This window comes from Alteromonas gilva, assembly GCF_028595265.1.
Classification (GTDB): Bacteria; Pseudomonadota; Gammaproteobacteria; order Enterobacterales; family Alteromonadaceae; genus Alteromonas; species Alteromonas gilva.
This window is the reverse complement of record NZ_JAQQXP010000001.1, coordinates 55310-78688: the sequence shown is the minus strand read 5'-3', so window position 1 is coordinate 78688 and position 23379 is coordinate 55310. Positions and strand designations below refer to the sequence as shown.

Sequence of the window (23379 nt, the reverse complement as noted above, 5' to 3'; positions counted from 1 at the left end):
CATTAATTTAGTAACGTCACATCTACTAACGCAAGGAGAATACCGCCATGCAATCATCCGTTCTCTGTCCGGTTTACCGAAAATGGCTGCAACTGCATCCTGAACAGGCACGCATTAAGCGCCAGACACTTAAAGCTGAAGCGCTCGCGTCGCGACGTAAAGGTGATATTCGTCAGGCAACTAATTTGTACCGGCTGGTATGGGAAATAGCCCAGTCAATATTGTTTTCGTTACGTCGACCCGATAATCATAGTGCCGAGCACTATCAGGATTTAGTGATATTTGCGGCCGCAGCAATGGCTCATCAACAATGCTGCGAACAACAGCCAGAGCCTGAAAGCGCGGCGCATCACAGTGTACTTGCCGATACCCAGCAGCAACTTTCAGCGCTGCTGCCGCTGTATGCCAGCGAACCCAAACTACTCGACACGATCAGCCAGCTTAAAGAGTGGCTGCGTTGCAACAGCGTATTACAGCAATCTGTGCTAATGCATTAGTGTGAGGAGACTTCGGGTATGAAAAGGGATCATGCACAACCTGAATTTGTCAGCGTAAACGTGCGGGTAAGTGTGCTGAAACAGCTGTTACAAGGCCAGCAAATACATCTTAGCGATGTGCATGGTACGTCGCTGGCGCACAAACAATGCCTGCAACAATTACTTTTGCAGGCACTGTCAGAACGTTAGTTTGGCGTTGCGCTAAAGGCCTTTTTTTACCAGGTAGCGGTAGGGCGTCGAGTCGGTGCTGGCGGCCACCAGGGTATGTTGCATAAACCGGCAAAAGCTCGGGATATCCCTCACTGTTGCCGGATCGTCAGCAGTAATACACAGCGTCTGGCCGTCTTCAAGCTTGCGCATTTGCAGGCGCACCATCATTACCGGCTCCGGGCAACGCAAACCCAGAGCGTCGAGTTGCTGATCGGCACTGTCGAAGTTAATGGATGAATCAGATGCCATAGCTTTTTCGGTATTGCTCAATGGCAGCAATTGCGTCGTCATAACCACCGGCTGAGCGCAGGTAGGTCACCACATCGTTGAGCGTTACAATAGACACAACACGCGTATTGTAGTCGCGCTCGACTTCCTGAATTGCCGATAGCTCACCGGTGCCGCGCTCCTGACGGTCCAGGGCAATGAGGACACCGGCTAACGATGCCTGGTTGGCCTCAATAAGCCCCATGGATTCACGAATTGCAGTACCCGCTGTGATCACGTCATCCACCAGCATAACCTTTCCGGTTAACGGACTCCCGACCAGATTGCCGCCTTCACCGTGGGCTTTGGCCTCTTTGCGGTTAAAGCAATAAGGCACGTCCATATCATGATGATCAGCCAGCGCAACAGCCGTTGTGGTGGCAATAGGAATGCCTTTATAGGCGGGGCCAAATAACACGTCAAACTCAATGCCAGCATCGGTTAACGCATCGGCATAATAGCGGCCCAGCCTGGCTAAATCGCCGCCACGGTTAAATAAGCCAGCATTAAAAAAATACGGGCTTGTACGGCCTGATTTAAGTGTGAACTCGCCAAATTTTAAAACGCCACGGGCAATCGCGAACTCAATAAATGCTTGTTGGAATGCTTTCATGTCGTCTCCAGAATTTAAGCCAGGGCCGCTTTTTGAATATCAAACAGTTCGCGCAGGCCATGCTTGGCAATATCCAGCAGTTCCTGTAGCTCTTCAAACGAGAAGGGTTCGCCTTCGGCTGTGCCCTGTACTTCGATGAGTTTGCCGGTTTCGGTCATCACCACGTTCATGTCCGTTTCGGCAACAGAGTCTTCGGTATATTCCAGATCGGCAACGGGCAGACCTTCGTAAATACCCACCGACAAGGCCGCAATCATATGCTTAAGCGGGTTGGCTTTAATAATGCCTTTGCTGCGCATATACGTGAGGGCATCCACCAGCGCCACGCAGGCACCGGTGATTGACGCCGTGCGCGTGCCACCGTCAGCCTGGATCACATCGCAATCAAAGGTAATGGTGTTTTCGCCTAATAATTTAAGATCAACCGCAGCGCGCAATGAACGCGCAATTAAACGCTGAATTTCCAGCGTACGACCGCCTTGCTTGCCACGCGCCGCTTCGCGCTGCGAGCGGGTATGCGTAGCACGAGGCAGCATGCTGTATTCGGCAGTGATCCACCCTTTACCCTGGCCTTTCATAAAGCGCGGTACACCTTCTTCGACAGAAGCGTTGCACAATACTTTGGTGTTACCAAACTCAACCAGTACAGAACCCTCTGCATGACAAGTATAGTTACGGGTAAGAGTGACTGGGCGGATTTGGCTGGCAGTTCGGCCACTTGGGCGCATGGTGTTCTCCTGAAATTGGGTTTATCTGTGTTCGGATAAATTAACCGCGATAGTATACCGTATTTAGCCCCATAAGTTGAACGACGAATATCAGCGCACAACATCTGTATGCAATTTGCACTTTATAAATAGCCAGCGCCCGGCAAGCGGATGCAAAGGCATAGGGTTACCGCGCTGAATGTAGTATGATAATAAGCCATAAGTACAGCAATATGCCCGACGGATACGACAATGATTTATAGCATGACGGCGTTCGCACGCTGCGAAGTAAAAAAAGAATGGGGAACAGCAGTCTGGGAAGTGCGCTCCGTAAACCAGCGCTATCTCGAAACTTACTTTCGCCTGCCAGAGCAGTTTCGTGGCTTGGAACCCGTGCTGCGCGACCGATTCCGTAAGCGTCTGCAACGGGGCAAGGTAGAATGTGCCCTGCGCTTTACCGCTAACGACGCTGCCGTGACTAAATTAAATCTCAACGAAGAGTTGGCCAAACAGGTGCTTCACGCTGCCGATTGGGTGCAGTCTCACGGCCAGTCGACCGGGGTAAACCCACTCGATGTATTGCGCTGGCCGGGCGTGATTGCCGCCGAAGAAGCCGACACCGATACCATTCAGGCCGACTTACTGGCCGGAATGGATCAGGCCATGAACGACTTTATTGCCGCGCGCGGTGCCGAAGGAGACAATCTCAAAGTACTCATTGAGCAACGCCTGGACGCCATTGAAGCAGAGGCAAATAAAGTCGCAGAGCGTATGCCGGAAATTCTGCAATGGCAACGTGAGCGCCTGCAAACCCGCTTTGAAGAAGCCCAGATAGAACTCGACGCCGCCCGGGTAGAGCAAGAGATGATCTTACTGGCGCAAAAAGTCGATGTGGCCGAAGAGCTCGATCGCCTGCACTCACACGTTGGCGAAACCCGCAAAATCCTCCAAAAGGGTGGTGCCTGTGGTCGCAGACTCGACTTTATGATGCAGGAGTTCAACCGCGAGTCGAACACCTTAGGCTCTAAATCCATCAGTACCGACATTACCCAGTCGGCGGTAGAGCTTAAAGTGCTTATCGAACAAATGCGCGAGCAGATTCAGAATATTGAATGACGGTTAGCTTATTTCAATAGTTTCATCCCGGCCGCTTAAATTAGCGGCTTTTTATTATTACCCCTCAATAAATCACTGTTATCGGTGAATATAAGACATTTCACATACCAAAACATATAAATTCACTATTATTGGTGATTATATTTGAAATTTCTCATAACCACTCTATAATCACCAGTTATGGTGAACAATACTCAAGTAATCATAATCTCATGGCCAAGAAAGTAACTGCTTCAGACATGCCAAGTACGGACTTTATCGATAGCGCAGTGATACTTGGGCAACTGATCAAAGCCAAGCGCACAGAACTCGGTATTAAACTATCCGACTGCGCAGCGCTGTGTGGAATCGGCATTAACACCTTGTCACGTATTGAAAACGGTAATGCGAATTGTACCTTAGCTGCGGTTTTTTCTGTTCTGAATGGGTTGGGTATCAAGCTGACATCAAAAGCGCTAACACCGACAGCAAACTCCTCATCAGACGAGGAATGGATTTAACCGATGGCGAACACCCATGCATACCAACTGAATGTAAGCTACGGTGATGATGTTATCGGCACATTGGCTCTGGATAGCATCACCAACCAGTTAAAACTAAGCTATTCGCCACAATGGCAGCAAAACGGCTTTGCCATTTCGCCCCATTTGCCACTCAACAACCGACATACGCCAGAGGTTGCCTACAACTACCTTGATAACGCCTTACCAGAGGGAGAAGCACGCAAACTACTGGCTGAAAACCTCGGTGTGTCAGAAAAAAACGTGTATTCACAAGTGCGTGCAATTGGCAACGATTTAGCCGGGGCGGTGACCTTTAAACCGGCACAAGAAAGTCAGGAAAAGGGCACACAACCCGTTTTTAGAGCGCTTGAAGATGCAGAGCTCATTGAAAGGCTCGATAACAGGGAAGAGTTCGGCCTGCTGACATGGGATGGTAAGCCACGGCTCAGCGTAGCGGGTGTGCAAGACAAGCTAAATGTTTTTATAGATGCAGCAGGGAACATTGGCTTTGGCGGCGGCTCATTGTGCTCCACCCATATCCTCAAGTTTGAAAAGAAAAACTGCCCCAATCTGGTTTTAAATGAATTCTTCTGTATGAAGCTATCAAAAGCCATTGGACTACCTACCGCCGATGTGACGTTTAGACGTTTTGGCCCTCACCCGGCACTTATCGTCAAACGATTTGACCGCAAATATATAAGTGACGATAACAAAGTGTTGAGGCGTCACGTGATCGATGGTTGCCAGGCCCTCAACTTATCAAGAGATCACAAATACGAACGCAACCTTGGTGATGGCCGCGACGTTCAGCACATTCGGGATGGGGCCAGTTTAGAAAGACTATTTGTATTTTGCCAGGGCATGTCTTCACCCGTTGAAAGCACCCAATGGCTGATCCACTGGCAATTATTCAATCTAATGATCAGCAACTACGACAGTCATGGCAAAAATGTCTCGTTGTATTTCGATAAACACAATTCGCGATTTACGCCTGCTTATGATCTGGTGAATATCGCCATGTTCCCGCAGTTTAAGCATGTGTTAGCTATGGCGATGGGCGATGAATTTGAGCCAGAGGACATTCACGCCTATCAACTGGCTGACTTTGCGGAAAACTGCAACATTGACAAAAGGCTATTATCGAGACTATTAGTTGGACTCGCAGATAGAGTACTGAACCAACTGTCTGGTAATGTTTTTATCAACGACCTGAAAGAACAAGCGTATGTTACGATCAAGGACATTGCGTATTTTGAGGCATTACGTGACAACATTTTCGCGAGAGCAGAATATTTAAAAGCACAGGCGGCAGATATTCCCTCTACCACGGTATAAATCTGAGATAAACGCTTTAGCTTGTCAACGTTTATCAATAGAAGGTACTGTCCACTTCCCCTAGAAATTCAGTAGTTGAATTCCAAGAAATACTTCTGTATAAAATTCATACAATTCTTAAAGGGACTTAGAATGAAAAGAGTTTTTATACTTATTGCCAGTACAGTACTAAATGCTTGCGCTTTTGGTCCAAATTATCAGACTCCCTATTCAGTAGAAGATCCTACTATCAAAGGAGACAACTCTTTCGCTGCCGGAAAAATGATTAACTCTACAAATGACAGATATTGGGCGACATACTCTAAAGCACTGACGTCAGCAGGTTATACAGTCACTGATAATTCAATGAAATTGACCAATCTCCCATCGGGAAGCCAGCAGCGTATTAATAGGCTTCTTTGGAAAGAAGGGACAGTTTACGCTCGCACGTTATGCAGCGATTTTTTCCGCAGGGTTGCGCGAACCAAGTCATTTCGAGACCATGCTAAAAGTCAGACAAATATTGCTGGTGGCTTTATAACAGGTTTGATGGGGTTGGGAGACGTTAATTCAGCCGTAGTCGGTGGAACTGGAGCGCTTTTCAGTAGTGCTGAATCTGCTTTCGATGCATACAATTCAGCGTTCTTAGTTACTCCGGACTTAGGGTTAATTGAAAAGCTTGTCAGAGAAAAACAAAAAGACTTCAAAGCTGAAGTTGACAAAAATAACTCATTCGAGCATGTCTCAGATGTTATTCAATATCTCAATGAATATGTTTACCCTTGCACCTTCACTGGAATGCACGCGATTTTAGATGAAAGTCTGAATAGGAGTATTCAGGGTTTCGAATCTCGTAATCCAGGACAGGCTGATGAAGCTGATGAAGCTGGTGAAGCTGGTGAAGCTGGTGAAGCTGGTGAAGCTGGTGAAGCTGGTGAAGCTGGTGAAGCTGGTGAAGCTGGTGAAGCTGGTGAAGCTGGTGAAGCTGGTGAAGCTGGTGAAGCAATAACGGTTACATAAATGGTAAAAAAAACAAAATAAATATTATAAAACATATGCTTTTAAAGAATTAAAAACAAATTAAACAAGAAGATCCAGAATATTGAGTAGTTCGTCATAAGCCGCCATTCCACCCCATATACCTTATTTGATTTGGGGTGAATGTGCGAGTCGCTTATCGAACAAAACTGGAAAACCTCATTTAGAAATGTCCCATTAAGGAGGAGGTGGACAGCGAGCTTTTCAGCAGACTAATCCCTGTCGCATAGAATATTCAAAAATGTCCGCGCTCCACTAACAAAAACACCATCTCAAATAATAAGATATAAGCCACGGATGACTTTTTAATCAGGGTTCGAACACTTCAAAACTCAGCCTAATAAAGCAAATAAAACGGTATAGACCACGACTGGGGCTCATCGAAGATCGTTTTGCGTATTTCTATACGATGAAAGCCATTTCCTATTGAATTATTGAGTTTTACATACGCGGTAACACCGGACTGGCCTGTATGCTGGTGCTCTGATTTTATTACGTCAAACTGGGCCGCTTCGCCGTTTATAAAAATCTCATGGTACTGGGTATAACACTCAAGCGTTGCCTGCCTGCGCGCCTGGCGGTCCGGTTCATAAAGGCTTTTATAGGCCTCGCATTTTCTTTTGTGAACTGAGCGCTCATGACTAAACACCGGAATAAACACTTCTATTAACGGCGTTTTGATCACATCACTGCCTAGCTGTGGGGCGAGTAAGAAGGTGTCGTTATTCGACTGACTGCGATAATAGCGCGGCTCTGCCAGGGTTGAATTGTAAAACGCCTTGTGGTTAATCAGGTAGGGCACATTGGTTGATACCAGCTTAACCGCCGCAAAGCAAAAGCCACAGGCAACAAAAACTAACACCAGGTAAACCAGGGCTTTGTCTTTTTTAAAATTAGAGCCAAAAATAGCACTAATTTGCAGAATGGCTTTGTATAAAGGCCCAAAACTCAACACAGAAACCAGCATAGACACTTTATAGTAAGTGGTTTGCAGCCTCTGGTGATTTTTATATTTTGCTAAATTACTCAGCGCCATAAGAATCATCTGGGCAACAGCTAGCACGACAAACAGCATCACTGGAATTAACAGCACGAGGCCAGACACATAGTCAGAGAGCAGGTTAGCAATTAAAATATAAATTGCGCTGCTAAAAAACATCCATCCATAAGCCATTAAAAAGCCAAACGCCGCTGAAAAAATCACGCTGCATAAGCGATCCGCTTTATCGATGCTCTCATCCAGTTCTGGCAATCGCGCTGCCAGCTTTTCAATATAGATTTTTGATGCGTTTGATTCTTCAAAACTGTAGCCGGAAAATACCGAGTTAAGCCCCACCAGACCTACCCAGTAAGCTCGCAGCATAAAGTGAATAATAAACATCGAAGATAGTATACTGATGGCCAATAAAGCCGTGAATACAACAAAGTAAGCCACCAGGTAAAATGAGGGCGGCAACAGGCTAATAAACAGGTTGGTTACCCATTCTACAAAGGTAAACAACTGCAGGGTGCCATAAATGCTGATGGCAGCAACTAACAGTTCGGCCTCCCAGCTTTCATCTTTGAGTCGCTGCAGCCAGGCTTTATTTATTTGCTCGCTCATACATTTATTCCTTACTCATCAAGCTTATAGCGGGGTTAGAAGTGAGGCTGGAAATTGACTCCACAATAAAATCTACCGCCGCTTTTACCTTAGGGCTGGTATAATCGACTTTTTGATATAACAAGTAAATGCCCAGATCCTGACCACGACTTACCTGCAGCGGTTGTTCGAAGGTGAGTTCTACAAGTTGGCCCGTCGCGAGTTCCCGTTTAACCGACCAACGCGGTAGCATCAAAATGCCTTTGCCCTTTACCGCACTATTTATCAGCCAGCGTCCGCTGTTACTGCTTAGCAGCGTTTTGCCCGAAACATCATGCCACTGACCGTTGATTTCGCAAAACCAGCGGTTAGGTCCCCTTGGGGTTTTAAAAAATAATCCTGAATGACCGGTTAAAGCCAGTGGTGTCTCCGGTAAGCCGTGTTGAGCAATATAAGCGGGCGCAGCAACAGGAATAAAGGCGTTATCCATCAAACGTTTTGCGATGACATGCTCATTGGGCGCAAACCCACCCCGTACTGCAATGTCCACATCGTCTCTGGCCAGTTTGGTCAGTTCGTCACTGACTGTCACATCAAGCGTAATATTCGGGTACTGGTTGGCAAAATCTTCGAGTATGGGCAATAAAATTTGCTCACCAAAGCCCGCCATCGCGGAGACTTTGAGCACACCTGAGGGTTCCGTTTGATAATTGTGCACGGTTTGCTCAGCCAGTTTCACTCTGGCTAATATCCCTTTTGCCTCGTTTAAAAATAGCTCACCCACTTCGGTCAGTGTGACAGCGCGGGTACTGCGTTTTAATAGCTGCGCGCCCAAACTGGATTCTAAATCTGCTATACGGCGCGACACCGACGACGCAGGGACATCAAATCGTTTTGCTGCGGCAGAGAAACTGGCGTTTTCAGCCGTTTCTACAAAGTAAGTAAGGGCTCTTAGCTTGTCCATATTATTGTCTTAAAAACAAAAGTAATTACCTTTTTATACCATTTTTGACAGCAAGCTCCTATGTAATACTTAGCCGTATAAACGAAGGAGAACACAATGAGCCAATACAAAGAAATTCTGTTAACGGCACGCCCGGACGGTAAGCCAGTAGGGCCTCACCTGTTCGAGGTAGTCGAAAAAGACATCCCTACGCCGGGCGAGGGTGAGTTTTTGATTAAACAAACCCATATGTCGATGGATCCGGCCATGCTGGGCTGGATGATGCCTGACGAAGACAGCTATATTCCGCCGGTAGCCCTTAACACCCGGATGCGCTCCAGTGGCTATGGTGAGGTGGTTGCCTCGAATCACCCGGATTACCAGGCCGGTGATAAAGTCATGGGCATGATGGGCTGGACTGAATATGCAATCAGTAACGGCCAGGGTATTAATAAACTTACCGCTGCAGTCGATGGTGAAACAGCACTGGCGGTATTTGGCTTACCCGGACTCACCGCCGTACAGGGCTTGTTTAACGTTGGTAAACCTCAGCCAGGTGAAACCCTGGTAGTAACCGGCGCCGCAGGTTCAGTTGGCTCTATGGTGGGCCAGCTAGCTAAAGCTGATGGTCTGCGCGTGATTGGCGTGGTAGGGAGCGATGAAAAAGCCGACTGGATTGTCAAGGAACTGGGATTTGATGGTGCCATCAATTATAAAACTGATGATCTCAAATCAACCTTAGCTGCGCTTACTCCAGACGGCGTGGATGTGTTTTTTGAAAATACCGGCGGGCCGGTTCAGGCGCATATTTTTGAACGCATGAACGTCCATGGCCGGGTGGTAGTGTGCGGCATGATTGCCGATTATACGGCGTCGGCGCCGTCACCCGGGCCTAACTGGATCCCCATGATTAAAAAACGCTTAACGGTTCAGGGTTTTGCCATGCCGGATCACCTGGCCGACGCACCGCAGTTGCTGGCCAAGCTCACGCCCTACGTTATGAACGGTAATATTCAGTTCCGTACGCATGTGCTTGATGGCCTCGAAAGTGCCATGACCGCGCTCAACCTGTTTTTCAGTGGCGGTAATAAAGGTAAGTTACTGATTAAATTGTAATGCCAGATCAGAGTGCTGCTGACTCGCCTTTGGTCAGCAGCATATCCACATGGGGAATACCGTCTTCGAGATAATCATCACAATGGCGCTTAAACCCAAACTTTTCGTACACCTTTTCCAAATGAAGTTGCGCGCCTATCTGTATATCCTGATCCGGCCACAACTGTTGGCACTGATGCAGCGCTTGTTTAACCAACGTGAAACCATAACCTTTTCCGCGCGCTGATGCGGCCACGACCACACGTCCGATACTGACCTGAGGGTAGCTTAATCCTGGCGGTAATAAGCGCGCGTAGGCCACCAGAGTAGTGCCATCGTAACCCAGTAAATGACCGGTGTTTTGTACCAGATCTTTATCATCCAACTCTGGATAGGGGCAATTTTGCTCTACCACAAAAACGTCGGTACGCAGTTTCATTAAGGTATAGAGCTGGATCGTGGTGAGCTGGTCAAATCGGTAAAACTGCCAATCAAGCATGTGGGGTTCCTACGTAATGCACTTATCGGTTTTCAACCCAGAAAGTTGTTGAAATAAAAGGCATTGTACAACATGCGTTCAGCAGCGACCAATCGACACATTTTCTTAATATTTTGTAATACAATTAATTCACAATTAAAAATACGCACTTGAGGAAGTTGTTAAGAAAGTGTTGGTTGAAAATAATCCAAAAAACCAAATAAACCAAATAAATATCTGATATTCAGCTATTTTCGCTTGTATCTTAAAATAAAATCATGAATTTATATTAGTAAATAGTTAATGACATGTTGACGTCTCTTTTATCATACAATAGTATCACCCAACTTCATAATAATAATAGTCACCGTCGATAACGCTCAATTGAGCAATCGATAGTCTTTATGCGCTCAGCAACACTCACTGCAGACAGGATTGAATCTGTAGGTTGCGCACAATCACAAACTCTTGGAGAAAAAGATGTTTAAACGAGCATATTTATCCAGTGCAATTGTACTTGCCATGACTGCACAACCTTTATACGCACAGGACACAAACGAAAGCGTACCTGATGAAGCTTCGATTGAAGTTATCGATGTACGGGGTGTTAAGGCGAGCCTTAATTCCGCACAAAACATGAAGATGAATGCCTCGAACATTACCGACTCTATCGTCGCGCAGGACATCGGTAAATTACCCGACAACAACGTAGCAGCAGCGCTGCAGCGTGTTACTGGTATTCAGGTTGCCCGTACTAATGGTGAAGTTGACCAGGTATTGATCCGTGGTTTACCCGACGTGATTACCACTCTGAATGGCCGCAATGTTTTTACCACTACCGGCCGCTCAATCTCTCTGGCGGATATCCCTGCTGATTTGGTTTACTCGGTTGATGTAAAAAAATCCATCAGCGCGTCTGATATCGAAGGCGGTATCGCTGGCAGCATTGACGTGCAATTACGCCGTCCCTTTGATTTTGACGACGGTTTCTCTGCCGCAGGTGGCTTGCGCTACGCCTACAGCGATGAAGCGGAGTCGTGGAATCCGATTGGTAGTATCACGCTGAACAATAACTGGGAAAACAGCAACGGCCGTTTTGGTGCGATGCTCAGTGTATCTCATCAGGATCGAGATTTTCAGGATCAGGTCAACTTCATCACTGCGCCGTTTATACTGCCTGACTCGGTAGTCAATAATCCCAACTCAGCGCCGCTGAATGTTGAAGGTGAACCTGCCATGGCGCCAAATATTATTGGTGGCTACTTTCGCTATGGCGACCGCACGCGCGACTCATTCAATGCCTCATTCCAGTGGGAACCTAACAGCAACAGCTCCTACTACGTTGACGTGTTTGGTGTAAATTATGAGCAAACCAGCCAGCTTAACTTCTGGGTACCGTTACCAGACTGGGGTGGCTGGGGCGAAGGCTACATCGAGTCTTACAAAGAAGGCTCAAATGTCGCCCAGGTAGCCGTGCGTCCTGATGCACCCGGCACCATTACCAGTAACCAGGCGTTTTATAACGATTCAGACACCTACCAGTTTGCGGTTGGCGGTGAATGGTTGTTCGACCGGGTAACGTTAAAATCTGATCTTGCCTATACCGATACCAAGGCAACCAGCCAGAATTTTGTTCTGGATTTAACCTTTTTCGCCGACACTGTTATCTACAACTTTGATAAGAATGGTGCAGGTATTTCTGATGTCGATATTCGGGATGCCAATGGTCAGCCCTATGATATGACTAACCTCGACCAGTACAATCTCAACACCATTTTTGATAATCGTGGTCGTCAGGAAGGTGACGCTTTAGATTGGACTCTGGACGCGAACATTGCACTGGACTCGTGGATTTACTCAGTCGATGTGGGTGTACGCTTAAATGAACGTTCAGCATTCAACCAGGAAGCTGAAACCGGTGGGCGTGGCAACATCTCTGGCAATGAATTGTTACTGTCAGATTTTCCGGGACTGGAAGACTATTCTCCATCGGGCTACATGAGTGATGTCACCGATCTGAATAATACTCAGTGGCTAACGCCAAACGCCACCTATCTGCTTAATAACCGCGGTGACATTCGTGAAGCCATGGGTTACTCCAGAGCAGAACCGGAGTTTCTGCCGGCACGTTATTACGATAACACCGAGAAAAACTATGCCGCCTACGCCCAGGCAAACTTCTCAACGGAGTTCGGCGACATGATCCTCGATGGTCAGGCGGGCGTTCGTTTTGTGCGACTGCAAACAGAGCTCAATGGTAATAACATCATCGATGGTGTGGCCGAGCCAATCAAGGTAGACACATCATCTAATGAATTACTGCCATCGGTTAACCTGCGCTTACAGGTAACCGACGAGGTATATTTACGTGCTGCCTATGGTAAGACCATTAACCGTCCAGCCTTTGCCGCGCTTAACCCCAGCGTGACATACTTCCTGCCCTCAGAGACAGGTGGCGATCTGGGTTATGGCGATGGCGGTAATCCTGAACTGGCAGCGGTTGAATCGCAAAACTATGACTTAGCGGCGGAATGGTACTTTGCCGAAGCCAGCTCATTAACCGCAACCGTGTTCTATCGCGACATTGACGGCTACGTAAAATACCGTGGTTTTATCGAAACGGTAGACGGGCAGGACTTCAACATCACTCGTCCTGTTAACAGTGGTGCAGGCTCGCTTGAGGGTATCGAGCTGGCCTACACGCAGTTTTTCGAAAACCTGCCGGGTGTGCTGGATGGCTTAGGGGTTCAGCTCAACACCACGTTGATGGATCACGAAGCGGAAAACGCCGAGGGCGTCATGGAGCCGTTACCGTCGGTATCGGATGAGTCGTATAACGCGATATTAATTTATGAGCGTGGCGGTCTTAACATGCGTTTGGCTTACAACTGGCGTAGTGAATGGTATGGCAGCTTCGACGAAGCCGGCGACCAACCAGGCAGCTCGGTTGTGCATGAGCCAATCAGCTCACTGGACTTCTCGGTCAACTACGACGTGAATGAAAACCTAACGGTTACGTTTGACGGCACCAACCTGGCAGATGATGTTGCCAATGACTACTTTGGTGGTGGTTCTGCTGACGACGCCCGTTTGTATCCGCGCGATACTTACATTCGCGACCGTACCTTCTCTTTAGGTATTCGTTACAGAATGTAATCGCTGACGAGCCCTTAACAAAAAACCCCGCTTAAGCGGGGTTTTTTATTTTGTTTAAGCTATTACAGCGTGAACAACACTTTCACCGAGTCATTCACCGCACCAGCATCAACAAAGCCGATGGCATCTGATGCACCGCTTACTGTGCTGAGTACTTCGGCGTCACTGCCGAGCTCTTTAGGTGGTCGCCCGCCACCGGTAAAAGCCAGCTTAGCCCAGTACGCTTTATATTGAGAGGCATTACGAGACAGCACCTTATCGATAAATTCCTCAGCCAGCGGCCCCTGCTGCATATATGGCGTGAGCGATTTATCTTTACCTAAAAACACCTGCGCCACTTGTGCCTGATCCGGCGTACCCGCAAAACCCGGGCTTACCACAACGGCGACATCTGCCACCGCTACCCGGCTTAATAACATAAAGGCGCCAACAACGAGTAACCTTGCGTTAAACCTATTCATGATGGCGGCCTCCTAAAACACTGTCACTAGCGCTGTTTGAATGACACCCTGATTACCCAGATTTTCATAATCGATGTTGGTGTATTCCACTTTAAAAGCCACCGAAGGATGAAAATCCCAACGCATGCCAACCGAGTAAAAGGGTCGCGTGTAGGTATTACTATCAATAACGTCCTGGGTAGCACCAATTAACGCATCGAGACCGGCATCTAACCCTCTCGGTACGTTTTTAAAGTTTTCATTGTACGCGTCAACTTTATCTTCACCCACCGTGGCATGAAACATCGTCGATCCAAAGCGCTTTCCGACTGAGATCATCCATGGGCCATAGTCGCCGATAACCCCTTTATCCAACGATGAAGGAATATATTCTGCTAAGAATAACCAATCCTGATTGTCATAAATCACACCGACTTCCAGGCCGCTATATTCATCCTCATTAACATCTAAATCAGAGCCGACTAACGGAAATGGCGAGTTGGACCACGCTTGCACCAACGGCTCCAGGCCTAATTCGCCGGTTATATCAAACTGCGTATAGCTGGTTTTAAAGGTCCACCAGCCGTAATTTACGCTGGCTACCGCGCTGATGATATTGCTGATTTCAAAGGAATTAGTAGTGGTCTCAAAATCTTCCTGGCCGAAATACAAGCGCATATCCACCAGCGCATCACCCACACTAAAGTTATGGATGGTGGCAATACCATCAATTGAATCAAAGGGCGCTTTATATACCTCTGACGGCGGTGAGATCCAATGATATGCGTAGGAAACATCCAGATAGTCAGAATACAGATAAAATGGAATACGCTGCCGACCAGCTTGAATTCGCCAGCTTGGATCAATTTCATAAGAGAGATATGCCCAGGTAAAATCCGGCTCCCAGTCATCACTGCCGCGCGCCCGCAACTGAACGGTTGCACTGAGCCCTTCCGTTAAATCTGAATACGCTTGCAACGCAAAAAACGAGCCTTGTTTAAATTCAATATCATCGGAGTAGCGACGAACAGTCACTTCATCGTCCAGTGCAACCCCGCCAACAACACTGCCAAAGCCACTAAAATTAATTTCTGCACCGGCACTAAGTGGCACTGTAGACAGTGCAAGTGCGGCCAAAATCGTTTGTTTTTTCATAGTTTTTTCCAGGTAAATGTATAACCAGCTACCCTTGAGTAGCAGACGATTATTGTATGAACCCGTTATCCCCGGGTTTGGTTTTAATGAGCTGGCACGCCACACTGGTTAAACGCGAAATTGCCGCGCGATATTCTCCAGATTTTTGGCTAAACCGGCGAGTTCGTTACTCGCCGACGCCAAACGTGTTGAATTGTTGGACGTTTCATCGGTACGCGCATTGATTTCATCGACAAAACCCACTATTTGTCGAGCAACGGCCTGTTGGTCGTCGGTAGAACTGGCAATCTGACCATTCATCGTGCTGATGCGATGAATGGTTTCAGCGATCACAGTAAGGCTATCACCGGCTTTATTGGCCTCAGCAACACTGCCTTCAGCCTGAGACGTACCACTGGACATTACCTCTACCGCTTTTTGCGCTGCATTTTGCAGTTGTTCAATGGTTTTTTGAATTTGTTCGGTCGACTGCTGAGTGCGCGAAGCTAACGTTCGTACTTCATCAGCAACGACTGCAAAGCCGCGACCTTGCTCACCGGCACGAGCGGCTTCTATCGCAGCATTAAGCGCCAATAAGTTAGTTTGTTCGGCAATGCCTTTAATCACATCCAGTATCACCCCAACCTGATTCGAATCGCTTTCCAGCTGGCGTATCACAACAGATGTTTGCTCGACATTTTTCGCCAGCGCCTGAATATTGCTTACCGTACTGTTTACTACTGACTGACCATTCGCCGAGGCGTTAGACGCTTCATCTGCCGCACTGGCCGCCTCCGCAGCACTCTCAGCAACCGCAATCACTGAGTGATTCATGTTGTCTACGGCGTCTTTTGCGTGCGTTGCTGCCCCTTTTTGCCGGACAATATTTTTATTCGTTACATCAGTGAGTTGGTTGAGGTTCTGCGCTAAGTCAGACAACGGCAAGGTGGTATCAACAATGTCTTTCACCACCCGCTGCAGTTTTTCCATAAAGCGATTAAAATACTTTACCAGGTCGCCTACTTCGTCCTGGGCGTTAGTCTGGATACGAATGGTGAGATCCCCATCTTCCTCAGCAATATCGCGCAGCGACTTAACCACCCGCGAAAGGTTACCAGTTATTGTTCGGGTAACCGGGATTGCCGTACCGAACAGCACTAACGTTGTTAGCCCGCCCATAACAATACCCAGCCAAAACAAAAAGTCCTGGGCATTGTTGTATTGTTCAAACGCATCTTCAAAGGTTTGCTGTCGAGCGCGTTTAAATTGATTGAGTTTGTCTATTGCCTCATCGTACTTGCCATTCATCACTTCCAGTTGTTCACCGAGGGTGGCAAAGTCAGCGGTATTATCGAGTATCGACAATGTCAGCGGCCCAGCAGTATCATGGTAAGCGTTAAATGCCGAAAGAATCGCGCTAATGTCATTTTTCAACGCTGGTGCGATCTGGCTGATCGACTTTAAGTCAGACCGCACGGCATCGGCTTTTTCGCTGGCAATAGAAATGGCTTCGGTATCACCGGTTGTGACTGACGACGCTAAGGTATCCCGCACCTTTTCCATGTTAGTCAACGCCGAGGTGCTTAGCTGCAGGGCTGGAAAATCAATATTTTGAGCAACTTCTAACTTGCTCGCATTTTGTGACGATACAACACTGTTGATAACAATAAACAGTATAAAGCTCAGCGTGCCAATCACGGGTATAAGCAGGATCTTCTGACCCACGGTGAGCTTTGATAAAAAGTTCATAAAGTAACAGACCCCGAATATAGACTAGGTACAAGGCCCCAAAAACAAGGCTTATACAAAAAATAGTCCACAAGCCATGGTTTGCAACTATACTTTTTAATAATTACCATTAAAAAACAATTTCTTGTAAACCAATGGACACTCGATGACACAATCAAAACGAATTGAAACGTCTGATTCCATTCCCAATTAAGGTTTTTATTATGCGTCTATGGTTCTGTTTAATGTGTTTTATCGCCTTGTCGGCGTCAGCAAATAATGAGGAGGCTGTTGATAGGGTATTAAATTCGCTGCATGCCAATGCCTCTGAGGCCAACTTCGAAGCCTATTTTGCTCTTTATAGTGATGATGCGGTATTTATTGGTACCGATGCCTCGGAAACATGGGATCTGCAATCCTTTAAAAACTATGCAAAACCTGTGTTCGACAGGGGGACTGGCTGGACGTATACCTTACAGGACCGACATATTTATTTTTCTCCGGGCGGGGATGTGGCGTGGTTTGATGAACTTCTCGATAACGCGTCGCTGGGCCTGACCCGTGGAACGGGCGTTCTTGTTAAAACAGAGCAGGGCTGGAAAGTCTCGCAGTACCATCTCACCATCCCCATTCCTAACGATATTGCCCGTGACGTCGCCAAACAAATAAAATCACACCAGGCCTTACAGTAACTTCCGGCCTGGTGTCATATGAGCTAACCGACAACGCCGGTACCTAGCGAAGACCTGCCAGGTGCCAACCAGATTAGGAGCGTTTAATCGGTTCGATCGAAAGCTCAACACGCCGGTTTTGCTGGCGATTTTCGGCCGAGGTATTGGGTACTTTTGGTTTGTATTCGCCCAGGCCAACCGTAGTAATGCGCTGGCTGTTAACGTTGTAGGTGGTTAGCAGGTTTTTCACTGCATTAGCACGGCGCTCTGAGAGGGCCTGATTGTATTCCTCGGCGCCGGTGTCATCCGTGTGGCCTTTAATCATCAGCACGGTTTTTTCATACTCGTTCAGTATGAGTGCCACGTCGTTTAATACGGGGTTAAAATTAGGACTAACCGCTGCACTGTTGGTGGCAAAGGTGATATCGCCGGGCATAATAAGATGCAACGTATCGCCCTCGCGAACCACATCAACGCCAGTATCGGCCAGTTCTTCGCGTAGTGCCTCTTCCTGCTTATCCATATAATTACCGATGGCACCACCAGCAATCGCCCCTACAACGGCGCCCCAGGCATACCGACTCTTGTCGTTATCTCCGGTTGCTTTGCCGAGTAAGGCCCCTGCAACAGCGCCAATAGCCGTGCCGCGCTGTGTATTGTTGCTATTTGCGCAGCCGGTCACTGTGATGGCCGCCGATACAGCACAAACTAACATGAGCTTTTTCATAACATCCTCTATTCCGTTACTTATGTAAGATTAGTTGAGCAAGTCTTATTCCAACTTGATATCTACTATTGCACACCTGCCTTAATGCTAACTGAATACGCGCCGGAATAAGCACATAGCACAACAAAGGCCCGTGATGAACCATAAATTAAAAGACACCAATGCGGCAGGAAATCAGTTCCTCTGTGAAAGAATTACAGACAAAGGAGGAATGTCGCAAATTTGCAACATTACAAAGAGATTGACTGGTTAAAAAATCGATTGATATCGAGATCGTAGTCGGAGGCAACAACGGATCGTTCTATCGCGACCTTGTTGTCTTTCGACAGATCTATGTCTTTGGGCGTCACATAGTGATTACCGATTTTGGTATAAAACACTTTTACTACAGGCTGTAAAGGCTGTGACGGATTTTGCTTCATCACTATGGCAATTTTCTGGTTGGACAGCTCTACCAGCGAGCCCATGGGGTAAATGCCCATACATTTTATAAATTGCTGTAATAAGCCTTTGTCGAGCTTTGTTTCACTATCCTGCAACAGGATATTCAACGCTTTCTGACTCGACATACCCGCTTTGTAGCATCGATCGGCAGTGAGTGCGTCGTACATATCAGTAATCGCCAGTAAACGGCCATTAAACGAAATATCATCGGCAGGTTTTTGCGCAGGGTAGCCAAGCCCGTCGAGTCGTTCGTGATGTTCACTCACCACACGAATAAGATGATTATCGATTTTCATATCCGTCAGAAAATCCACACCAAAGGTTACATGTTGCTTCATGATTTCCATTTCGTCGGCGGTTAACCTGCCGGGTTTATGCAAAATATGATCAGGAATTTTTATTTTACCCAGGTCGTGCAACATGCCACTGTAAGCCGCCATGACGACTTGCTCTTCAGGCAACCCCAAAAAGCGCGAAAAGTTGGCTGAGAGAATGCCTACGTTTAAAGAGTGCTCCAGCAGGTAAGTGTCTTTTTCACGAATGCGCGATAGCAAAAGGAGGGCATCGGGGTTTCTGTTCAGTGACCCTACCAGGGCACGGGCAAATTCATTGGGTATACTCTCGTCGAATGGTTTGTCTTTATCAACGGCATCATACAAACTGGCCTGAATATCCAGGCCTTTTCGATATAAGCGCTCGGCACGACGAAGCTCTTCAGCTAAGGGGACACGGTTATGGACGTCCTGAACCACATCGGGTTTAACGACTTCAGATGAGGCTCCGGCAGCCGATGCTTCAGTCTCAATGACAACACGTTTAACGCCCTTGCGCTTGAGCTCCTCAATAATAGCCAGACTGGTAACCCGTCCGCGCGTTTTAATTTGCACGGCTCCGGCTTTTTGCTCGGCAATTTTCAACACGAACATACCCACTTCGAGTTTATCAATACCAATCGTTAATGTTGTCATAATGCGTTGTTTCACTTATCAATTAATACGGTATTTCATGTAGCAGTGCGCCCAGGTCGGGCTGCCAGCCAAACTCGCTGATACTGACCCGGTTGTTTTGTACACGAATACCCTCTGCATGCAAAAGTGTTTGCTGTGTATGGGCAGAATCACTCTGTGGAGGGAACGCCAATTTACCATCACTACGAACAATACGATGCCAGGGCAAACGTTCACTTGCGGGCGTATTGCGCAGACAATAGCCCACGTATCTGGCGCGACCGGGCAAACCAGCTAAATCTGCCACCTGACCATAGCTTGCGATTTTCCCCCTTGGTACCAGACTAACTGTGTGCCTTACCCGCTCTATTGCGGTACGCTTTACCAAACTTGTCATAAAAGTGTATTTACCATGCGCCAATGCTGCTCAGATTGTGGCTACCCGTTAAAAACATGCCTTTGCCAGGATATTGCTGCGGTAAATAACCAGGCAGAAATAATTATACTGCAACACCCTAAAGAGGCATCGCATGCAAAAAATACAGTACGGTTACTTACTCATAGTTTAGCTAAAATTAAAATTTATGTAGGTAAATCTGCCATAGACTTTAGTTCATTACAGGAGTTATTGCGTTCACAACCGCTCAATACTGTTGTTCTTTACCCGTCGCCAAACAGTCAGGTTCTTAATATAACAGAGGCTCGCAAGACGAAGATTGAGCGAGTTATTTTTATTGATGGTAGTTGGAAACAGGCCTATGGCATGTGGAAAAATAATGAATGGTTGAACCGTTTCCCGTTTTATAAACTCGCACTTCCCAATGCAGGGCAATATGCGATCAGGAAATCAAAGCTCGATATCAGCTTATCCACGCTTGAAGCCGTGGCATACAGCTTAAACACCATTGAACAACTCGATACCAAGCCATTACTGCAATTATTAACTAGCTTTACCCGGCGTTGGCAAAGTTTTGTTCAGCGTAGTAAAGACAAGCAATAGATAGCTTACTAAATACCACGCAGATAGGTTAGCAACTGTGATGGTTTCAAGTTATGACCCAGGCTAATAGCAGGCAAACAACAGGTATACCAATCGTCAGCAGGAGTATCTGCAGGTTTGCCAAAAGGTCTCCGGGCCAATAGTGTATATGCTTTAAATCATCATCAAGCTGGTTAAGACGGTTTAGCTGATCTGATAAGTCATTGATGTTCTGGTCACTCTGCCCGGCAACAACGCGCTCGCGAATGCGAAGCTCCAGTGCATAAATATTCTCGCGACAGTGCCTTTTCATCAGCAATATCATTCTGATAACCGGCAAAAACAATAAAATCGTTAGGGCAGCAAATACCACAAACAAGATTATGATATCGATAATTGGTATGGTTTTACCAAACCAAAATACAGGAAACAACGCAAACATCATTAAACACAATATAGTGTTATTCATGCCCAGATCGTAAATGAGTTTGCAATGACAAATAGCGCTGACGTCACTGATATTAGGCCTTAGCAGGTGTCGGTACAAATATCGGGGGAAGCATGCAGATTGCACAGTAAATAAAAAAATCAAAAACCAAAAAGGCACTGCCATCATGTTGAGAACCAGCACAGACAGAGGCTGATTGAAAGCCAGTAAATCCTCAGTGATTAAATAAACTAACGTTACCGATATGGCTAATGCCAACGCCAGTATTACATGTTTTACCAGCTTAACCTCGAGCACTCTGATATGGCGTTCGAAGGCACTTACCTGATTAATCTTAACCAGAAATTCGGCCATGCCGTTGGCGGCTCGCCGGTGCATTATTCTCAGCGAAACCCACAGGTAACCAATAACCAGTGGCATACCCAATGCCGCATTAAAGTCCCGTTGGGAACTCTCACTACTGATGTTTCGATAATCCAGGGCACCGGTGGCGTAGTTAACGGCAAAACAACCAACCACAAATAGCAATGGCAACATCCACAACTGCAGCACAGTATTTTTTTTCTTATTCATGCTCTTTTACAACACGTGCGGTTCGCTATTAATGTATGACGCTCATAGTCGCTATAGTAGCGAATACACTTCAATTTCGCATTAATGATCGCTCCAGACAACAAACTCATTACCGCTGGGCTCCGTAAAGTGGAAACGCTGTCCGCCAGAAAAAGCAAAAACAGGTTTTATTATTTTACCGCCATGACTTTCTACACTGGCAAGCATGGCGGCCAGTAACGGACTATAAAATACCAGTGGTGCGGCTCCGTTATCTGTCAGCGATGATTTATCTGACTGGTTAAAACCGCCTGTAATCCCGTGCTCTTTAAACTCACAATACCCGGCGCCCTTACCCTGGTGTAGTCGTTAAATGACCAACCGAATGCCTCAGCAAAAAAAGCCATGGAGCGGGGGATGTCGCAGCAGGGCAGTTCTAGTTAATGAATGTTGAATCGGTCATCGTTGTCGTTCCGAAAATTGTACCAATATTACCGTTACGGTTATACAGGAGGTTTTCTCGGCAAAGTAATAGTCCATACCCTTACACACAACAAACGTCGGCAGAGCCGGTGTATAAACGCCACAACCAGCTAACCATTTCACTGGCAAGGCATAGATAGACCAGTCAAATGAACTTAACACCAAAGACAAACTGATTCTTGCCATGGAACGTATATAAATAGTGTCGTTAACAAATACACGCATTACTAACTGTGCTATCACAACGTTTATAGTACACGCTAATGTAGCATCACCAATTAACAACGCATCGTTGGGTTATGCCTTTGCAAATTGACGATAATTATCAGGCGGATCCGCCTGCAATAACTGGCCGTGTTATTGATCTGATAAGGGAGGATGCCTGAGTGGGTATGAAAACACTAATACCGATAATGCTTATTTGGGCGTGCAGCCCTGCGTTGTGGGCAAATGAGGTTTATAAGTATTGGGATTGGGGACATTCACCAGCCAGGGAAAATTATGAGTTCGCGTTGTTGCGAATGGCACTTGAAGCAAGTTCTTCAGCTTTTGGGCCTTATCAACTTCAACGTGTTCAACTCGAGTTGAGCACTAATCGTGTTCGTCGCGAAATTAATGCTGGCGAGGTGATTAATGTTCGAAGTGGGCCGTATTTAGGTTCAACCGACATTAATAACCCGGCCGAGGTTAACCTTGTCGTGCCGGTGCCTATTATGCAAAATTTGCTGGGTTACCGGCGTTTGGTTGTGCATAAGGATAACCTGCAATCATTTACCGGGGTTAATACCTTAAGTGATTTGAAAAAGTTTTCGGTTGGCCTGGCACGGGATTGGCTTGATGTTGATGTATTCCGTGCAAATAACATGCTGGTGGATGATACGGCGAATGTCACCACGTTATTCAGTATGCTAGAGCTCAAACGGTTTGACTTTTTTCCGTCCAGTATTCTGGCGCTGGAGGACGATTTAAATCAGGCTAGCGAACCGGACTTGCTCTTTGCAGTCCCTGAGCTGGTGATCGTGTACCCTTTTGCAGTGGTGTTTTATGTACCTGCCGGTAGACAAAATATGGCCGACCGGCTGCAATTTGGCTTAAAACGTCTGCAGGAAAATGGTGACATTGCCCGATTGCTGCAAGAATATTTTGCCACTGAACTTAACTACCTTGAGGGTCAACACATTCGTTTTATTACCCTTGAAAACCCTATGTTACCTGCAGATTTACAACCGATGCACACGCCGTTGAGCCGACAACAATAGCGTCAAACCACGGTTATTGATGCTTAGTCAGCACATAAAGCTAAAAAC

Annotated in this window: 24 protein-coding genes; 11 read left to right on the top strand and 13 right to left on the bottom strand. The window is 46.8% G+C overall.

Annotated elements, in window-relative coordinates; genetic code table 11:
* The first annotated feature begins 47 nt into the window (after nucleotides 1-47).
* Together OIK42_RS00395 and OIK42_RS00390 are read left to right on the top strand one after the other, a co-directional pair.
* The gene (locus OIK42_RS00395) at nucleotides 48-497 is read left to right on the top strand and encodes a hypothetical protein (RefSeq protein WP_273637577.1); all 450 of its coding nucleotides are present in this window, start codon (nucleotides 48-50) and stop codon (nucleotides 495-497) included.
* Nucleotides 498-515: 18 nt separating this feature from the next.
* On the top strand, nucleotides 516-686 hold the full coding sequence (locus OIK42_RS00390) for a hypothetical protein (protein WP_273637576.1): 171 nt from the start codon (nucleotides 516-518) through the stop codon (nucleotides 684-686).
* 12 nt (nucleotides 687-698) lie between these two features.
* Here OIK42_RS00390 and tusA read toward each other — a convergent pair whose 3' ends face one another.
* Genes tusA through rph form a run of 3 tightly spaced genes read right to left on the bottom strand, consistent with a single transcriptional unit; the run spans nucleotide 699 to nucleotide 2315 of the window.
* Nucleotides 699-938 carry a sulfurtransferase TusA gene (tusA, locus tag OIK42_RS00385; RefSeq protein ID WP_273641343.1) on the bottom strand — a complete coding sequence of 80 codons (240 nt, stop codon included), beginning with the start codon at nucleotides 936-938 and terminating at the stop codon, nucleotides 699-701.
* A gap of 7 nt (nucleotides 939-945) precedes the next feature.
* Nucleotides 946-1587, bottom strand: a complete 642-nt coding sequence (pyrE, locus tag OIK42_RS00380; protein WP_273637575.1) for an orotate phosphoribosyltransferase — start codon at nucleotides 1585-1587, stop codon at nucleotides 946-948.
* Nucleotides 1588-1601: 14 nt separating this feature from the next.
* Nucleotides 1602-2315 (bottom strand): ribonuclease PH, encoded by a 714-nt coding sequence (gene rph, locus OIK42_RS00375; protein WP_273637574.1) that lies wholly within the window; start codon nucleotides 2313-2315, stop codon nucleotides 1602-1604.
* A 231-nt stretch (nucleotides 2316-2546) separates the two neighbouring features.
* On the opposite strand from rph, the gene OIK42_RS00370 reads away from it, so the two are divergent.
* The 4 genes from OIK42_RS00370 to OIK42_RS00355 all read left to right on the top strand — a co-directional run bounded on the left by OIK42_RS00370 (nucleotide 2547) and on the right by OIK42_RS00355 (nucleotide 6247).
* Nucleotides 2547-3410 carry a YicC/YloC family endoribonuclease gene (locus OIK42_RS00370; RefSeq protein ID WP_273637573.1) on the top strand — a complete coding sequence of 288 codons (864 nt, stop codon included), beginning with the start codon at nucleotides 2547-2549 and terminating at the stop codon, nucleotides 3408-3410.
* A gap of 212 nt (nucleotides 3411-3622) precedes the next feature.
* The gene (locus OIK42_RS00365; protein WP_273637572.1) at nucleotides 3623-3910 is read left to right on the top strand and encodes a helix-turn-helix domain-containing protein; all 288 of its coding nucleotides are present in this window, start codon (nucleotides 3623-3625) and stop codon (nucleotides 3908-3910) included.
* A 3-nt stretch (nucleotides 3911-3913) separates the two neighbouring features.
* Nucleotides 3914-5248: a HipA domain-containing protein gene (locus tag OIK42_RS00360; RefSeq protein WP_273637571.1), complete on the top strand. Its 1335-nt coding sequence runs from the start codon at nucleotides 3914-3916 to the stop codon at nucleotides 5246-5248.
* Between the two features lie 132 nt (nucleotides 5249-5380).
* Nucleotides 5381-6247, top strand: coding sequence for a hypothetical protein (locus tag OIK42_RS00355; protein ID WP_273637570.1), 867 nt, complete (start codon nucleotides 5381-5383; stop codon nucleotides 6245-6247).
* Between the two features lie 355 nt (nucleotides 6248-6602).
* On the opposite strand, the gene OIK42_RS00350 is transcribed toward OIK42_RS00355, so the two are convergent.
* Nucleotides 6603-7868 (bottom strand): hypothetical protein, encoded by a 1266-nt coding sequence (locus tag OIK42_RS00350; protein WP_273637569.1) that lies wholly within the window; start codon nucleotides 7866-7868, stop codon nucleotides 6603-6605.
* Between the two features lie 4 nt (nucleotides 7869-7872).
* The gene (locus OIK42_RS00345) at nucleotides 7873-8811 is read right to left on the bottom strand and encodes a LysR family transcriptional regulator (RefSeq protein ID WP_273637568.1); all 939 of its coding nucleotides are present in this window, start codon (nucleotides 8809-8811) and stop codon (nucleotides 7873-7875) included.
* 96 nt (nucleotides 8812-8907) lie between these two features.
* Here OIK42_RS00345 and OIK42_RS00340 point away from each other — a divergent pair, with 96 nt between their 5' ends.
* Nucleotides 8908-9906, top strand: coding sequence for an NADP-dependent oxidoreductase (locus OIK42_RS00340; protein WP_273637567.1), 999 nt, complete (start codon nucleotides 8908-8910; stop codon nucleotides 9904-9906).
* A gap of 7 nt (nucleotides 9907-9913) precedes the next feature.
* Here the strand turns inward: OIK42_RS00340 and OIK42_RS00335 are convergent, their stop codons facing one another.
* A complete protein-coding gene (locus tag OIK42_RS00335; protein ID WP_273637566.1) occupies nucleotides 9914-10384 on the bottom strand; it encodes a GNAT family N-acetyltransferase in 471 nt (156 codons plus the stop codon).
* A gap of 459 nt (nucleotides 10385-10843) precedes the next feature.
* On the opposite strand from OIK42_RS00335, the gene OIK42_RS00330 reads away from it, so the two are divergent.
* A complete protein-coding gene (locus tag OIK42_RS00330) occupies nucleotides 10844-13519 on the top strand; it encodes a TonB-dependent receptor (protein ID WP_273637565.1) in 2676 nt (891 codons plus the stop codon).
* 62 nt (nucleotides 13520-13581) lie between these two features.
* Here OIK42_RS00330 and OIK42_RS00325 read toward each other — a convergent pair whose 3' ends face one another.
* The 3 genes from OIK42_RS00325 to OIK42_RS00315 all read right to left on the bottom strand — a co-directional run bounded on the left by OIK42_RS00325 (nucleotide 13582) and on the right by OIK42_RS00315 (nucleotide 16842).
* Nucleotides 13582-13980 (bottom strand): phosphate ABC transporter substrate-binding protein, encoded by a 399-nt coding sequence (locus tag OIK42_RS00325; RefSeq protein ID WP_273637564.1) that lies wholly within the window; start codon nucleotides 13978-13980, stop codon nucleotides 13582-13584.
* Nucleotides 13981-13992: 12 nt separating this feature from the next.
* A complete protein-coding gene (locus OIK42_RS00320; protein ID WP_273637563.1) occupies nucleotides 13993-15114 on the bottom strand; it encodes a porin in 1122 nt (373 codons plus the stop codon).
* Between the two features lie 108 nt (nucleotides 15115-15222).
* Nucleotides 15223-16842: a methyl-accepting chemotaxis protein gene (locus tag OIK42_RS00315; protein WP_273637562.1), complete on the bottom strand. Its 1620-nt coding sequence runs from the start codon at nucleotides 16840-16842 to the stop codon at nucleotides 15223-15225.
* Between the two features lie 203 nt (nucleotides 16843-17045).
* Here OIK42_RS00315 and OIK42_RS00310 point away from each other — a divergent pair, with 203 nt between their 5' ends.
* Nucleotides 17046-17513: a nuclear transport factor 2 family protein gene (locus OIK42_RS00310; RefSeq protein WP_273637561.1), complete on the top strand. Its 468-nt coding sequence runs from the start codon at nucleotides 17046-17048 to the stop codon at nucleotides 17511-17513.
* A gap of 73 nt (nucleotides 17514-17586) precedes the next feature.
* Here OIK42_RS00310 and OIK42_RS00305 read toward each other — a convergent pair whose 3' ends face one another.
* The 3 genes from OIK42_RS00305 to OIK42_RS00295 form a co-directional block, all read right to left on the bottom strand.
* Entirely contained in the window at nucleotides 17587-18219 is a 633-nt protein-coding gene (locus OIK42_RS00305) for a YiaD family glycine zipper/OmpA-like lipoprotein (RefSeq protein WP_273637560.1), read from the bottom strand.
* Nucleotides 18220-18449: 230 nt separating this feature from the next.
* On the bottom strand, nucleotides 18450-19631 hold the full coding sequence (locus OIK42_RS00300; RefSeq protein WP_273637559.1) for an HD-GYP domain-containing protein: 1182 nt from the start codon (nucleotides 19629-19631) through the stop codon (nucleotides 18450-18452).
* A gap of 22 nt (nucleotides 19632-19653) precedes the next feature.
* Entirely contained in the window at nucleotides 19654-20007 is a 354-nt protein-coding gene (locus tag OIK42_RS00295; RefSeq protein ID WP_273637558.1) for an MGMT family protein, read from the bottom strand.
* Between the two features lie 15 nt (nucleotides 20008-20022).
* Here OIK42_RS00295 and OIK42_RS00290 point away from each other — a divergent pair, with 15 nt between their 5' ends.
* A complete protein-coding gene (locus OIK42_RS00290; RefSeq protein WP_273637557.1) occupies nucleotides 20023-20610 on the top strand; it encodes a tRNA-uridine aminocarboxypropyltransferase in 588 nt (195 codons plus the stop codon).
* 46 nt (nucleotides 20611-20656) lie between these two features.
* On the opposite strand, the gene OIK42_RS00285 is transcribed toward OIK42_RS00290, so the two are convergent.
* Entirely contained in the window at nucleotides 20657-21610 is a 954-nt protein-coding gene (locus OIK42_RS00285; protein ID WP_273637556.1) for a hypothetical protein, read from the bottom strand.
* An 854-nt stretch (nucleotides 21611-22464) separates the two neighbouring features.
* On the opposite strand from OIK42_RS00285, the gene OIK42_RS00275 reads away from it, so the two are divergent.
* Nucleotides 22465-23331: a transporter substrate-binding domain-containing protein gene (locus OIK42_RS00275; RefSeq protein ID WP_273637555.1), complete on the top strand. Its 867-nt coding sequence runs from the start codon at nucleotides 22465-22467 to the stop codon at nucleotides 23329-23331.
* Nucleotides 23332-23379: the final 48 nt, after the last annotated feature.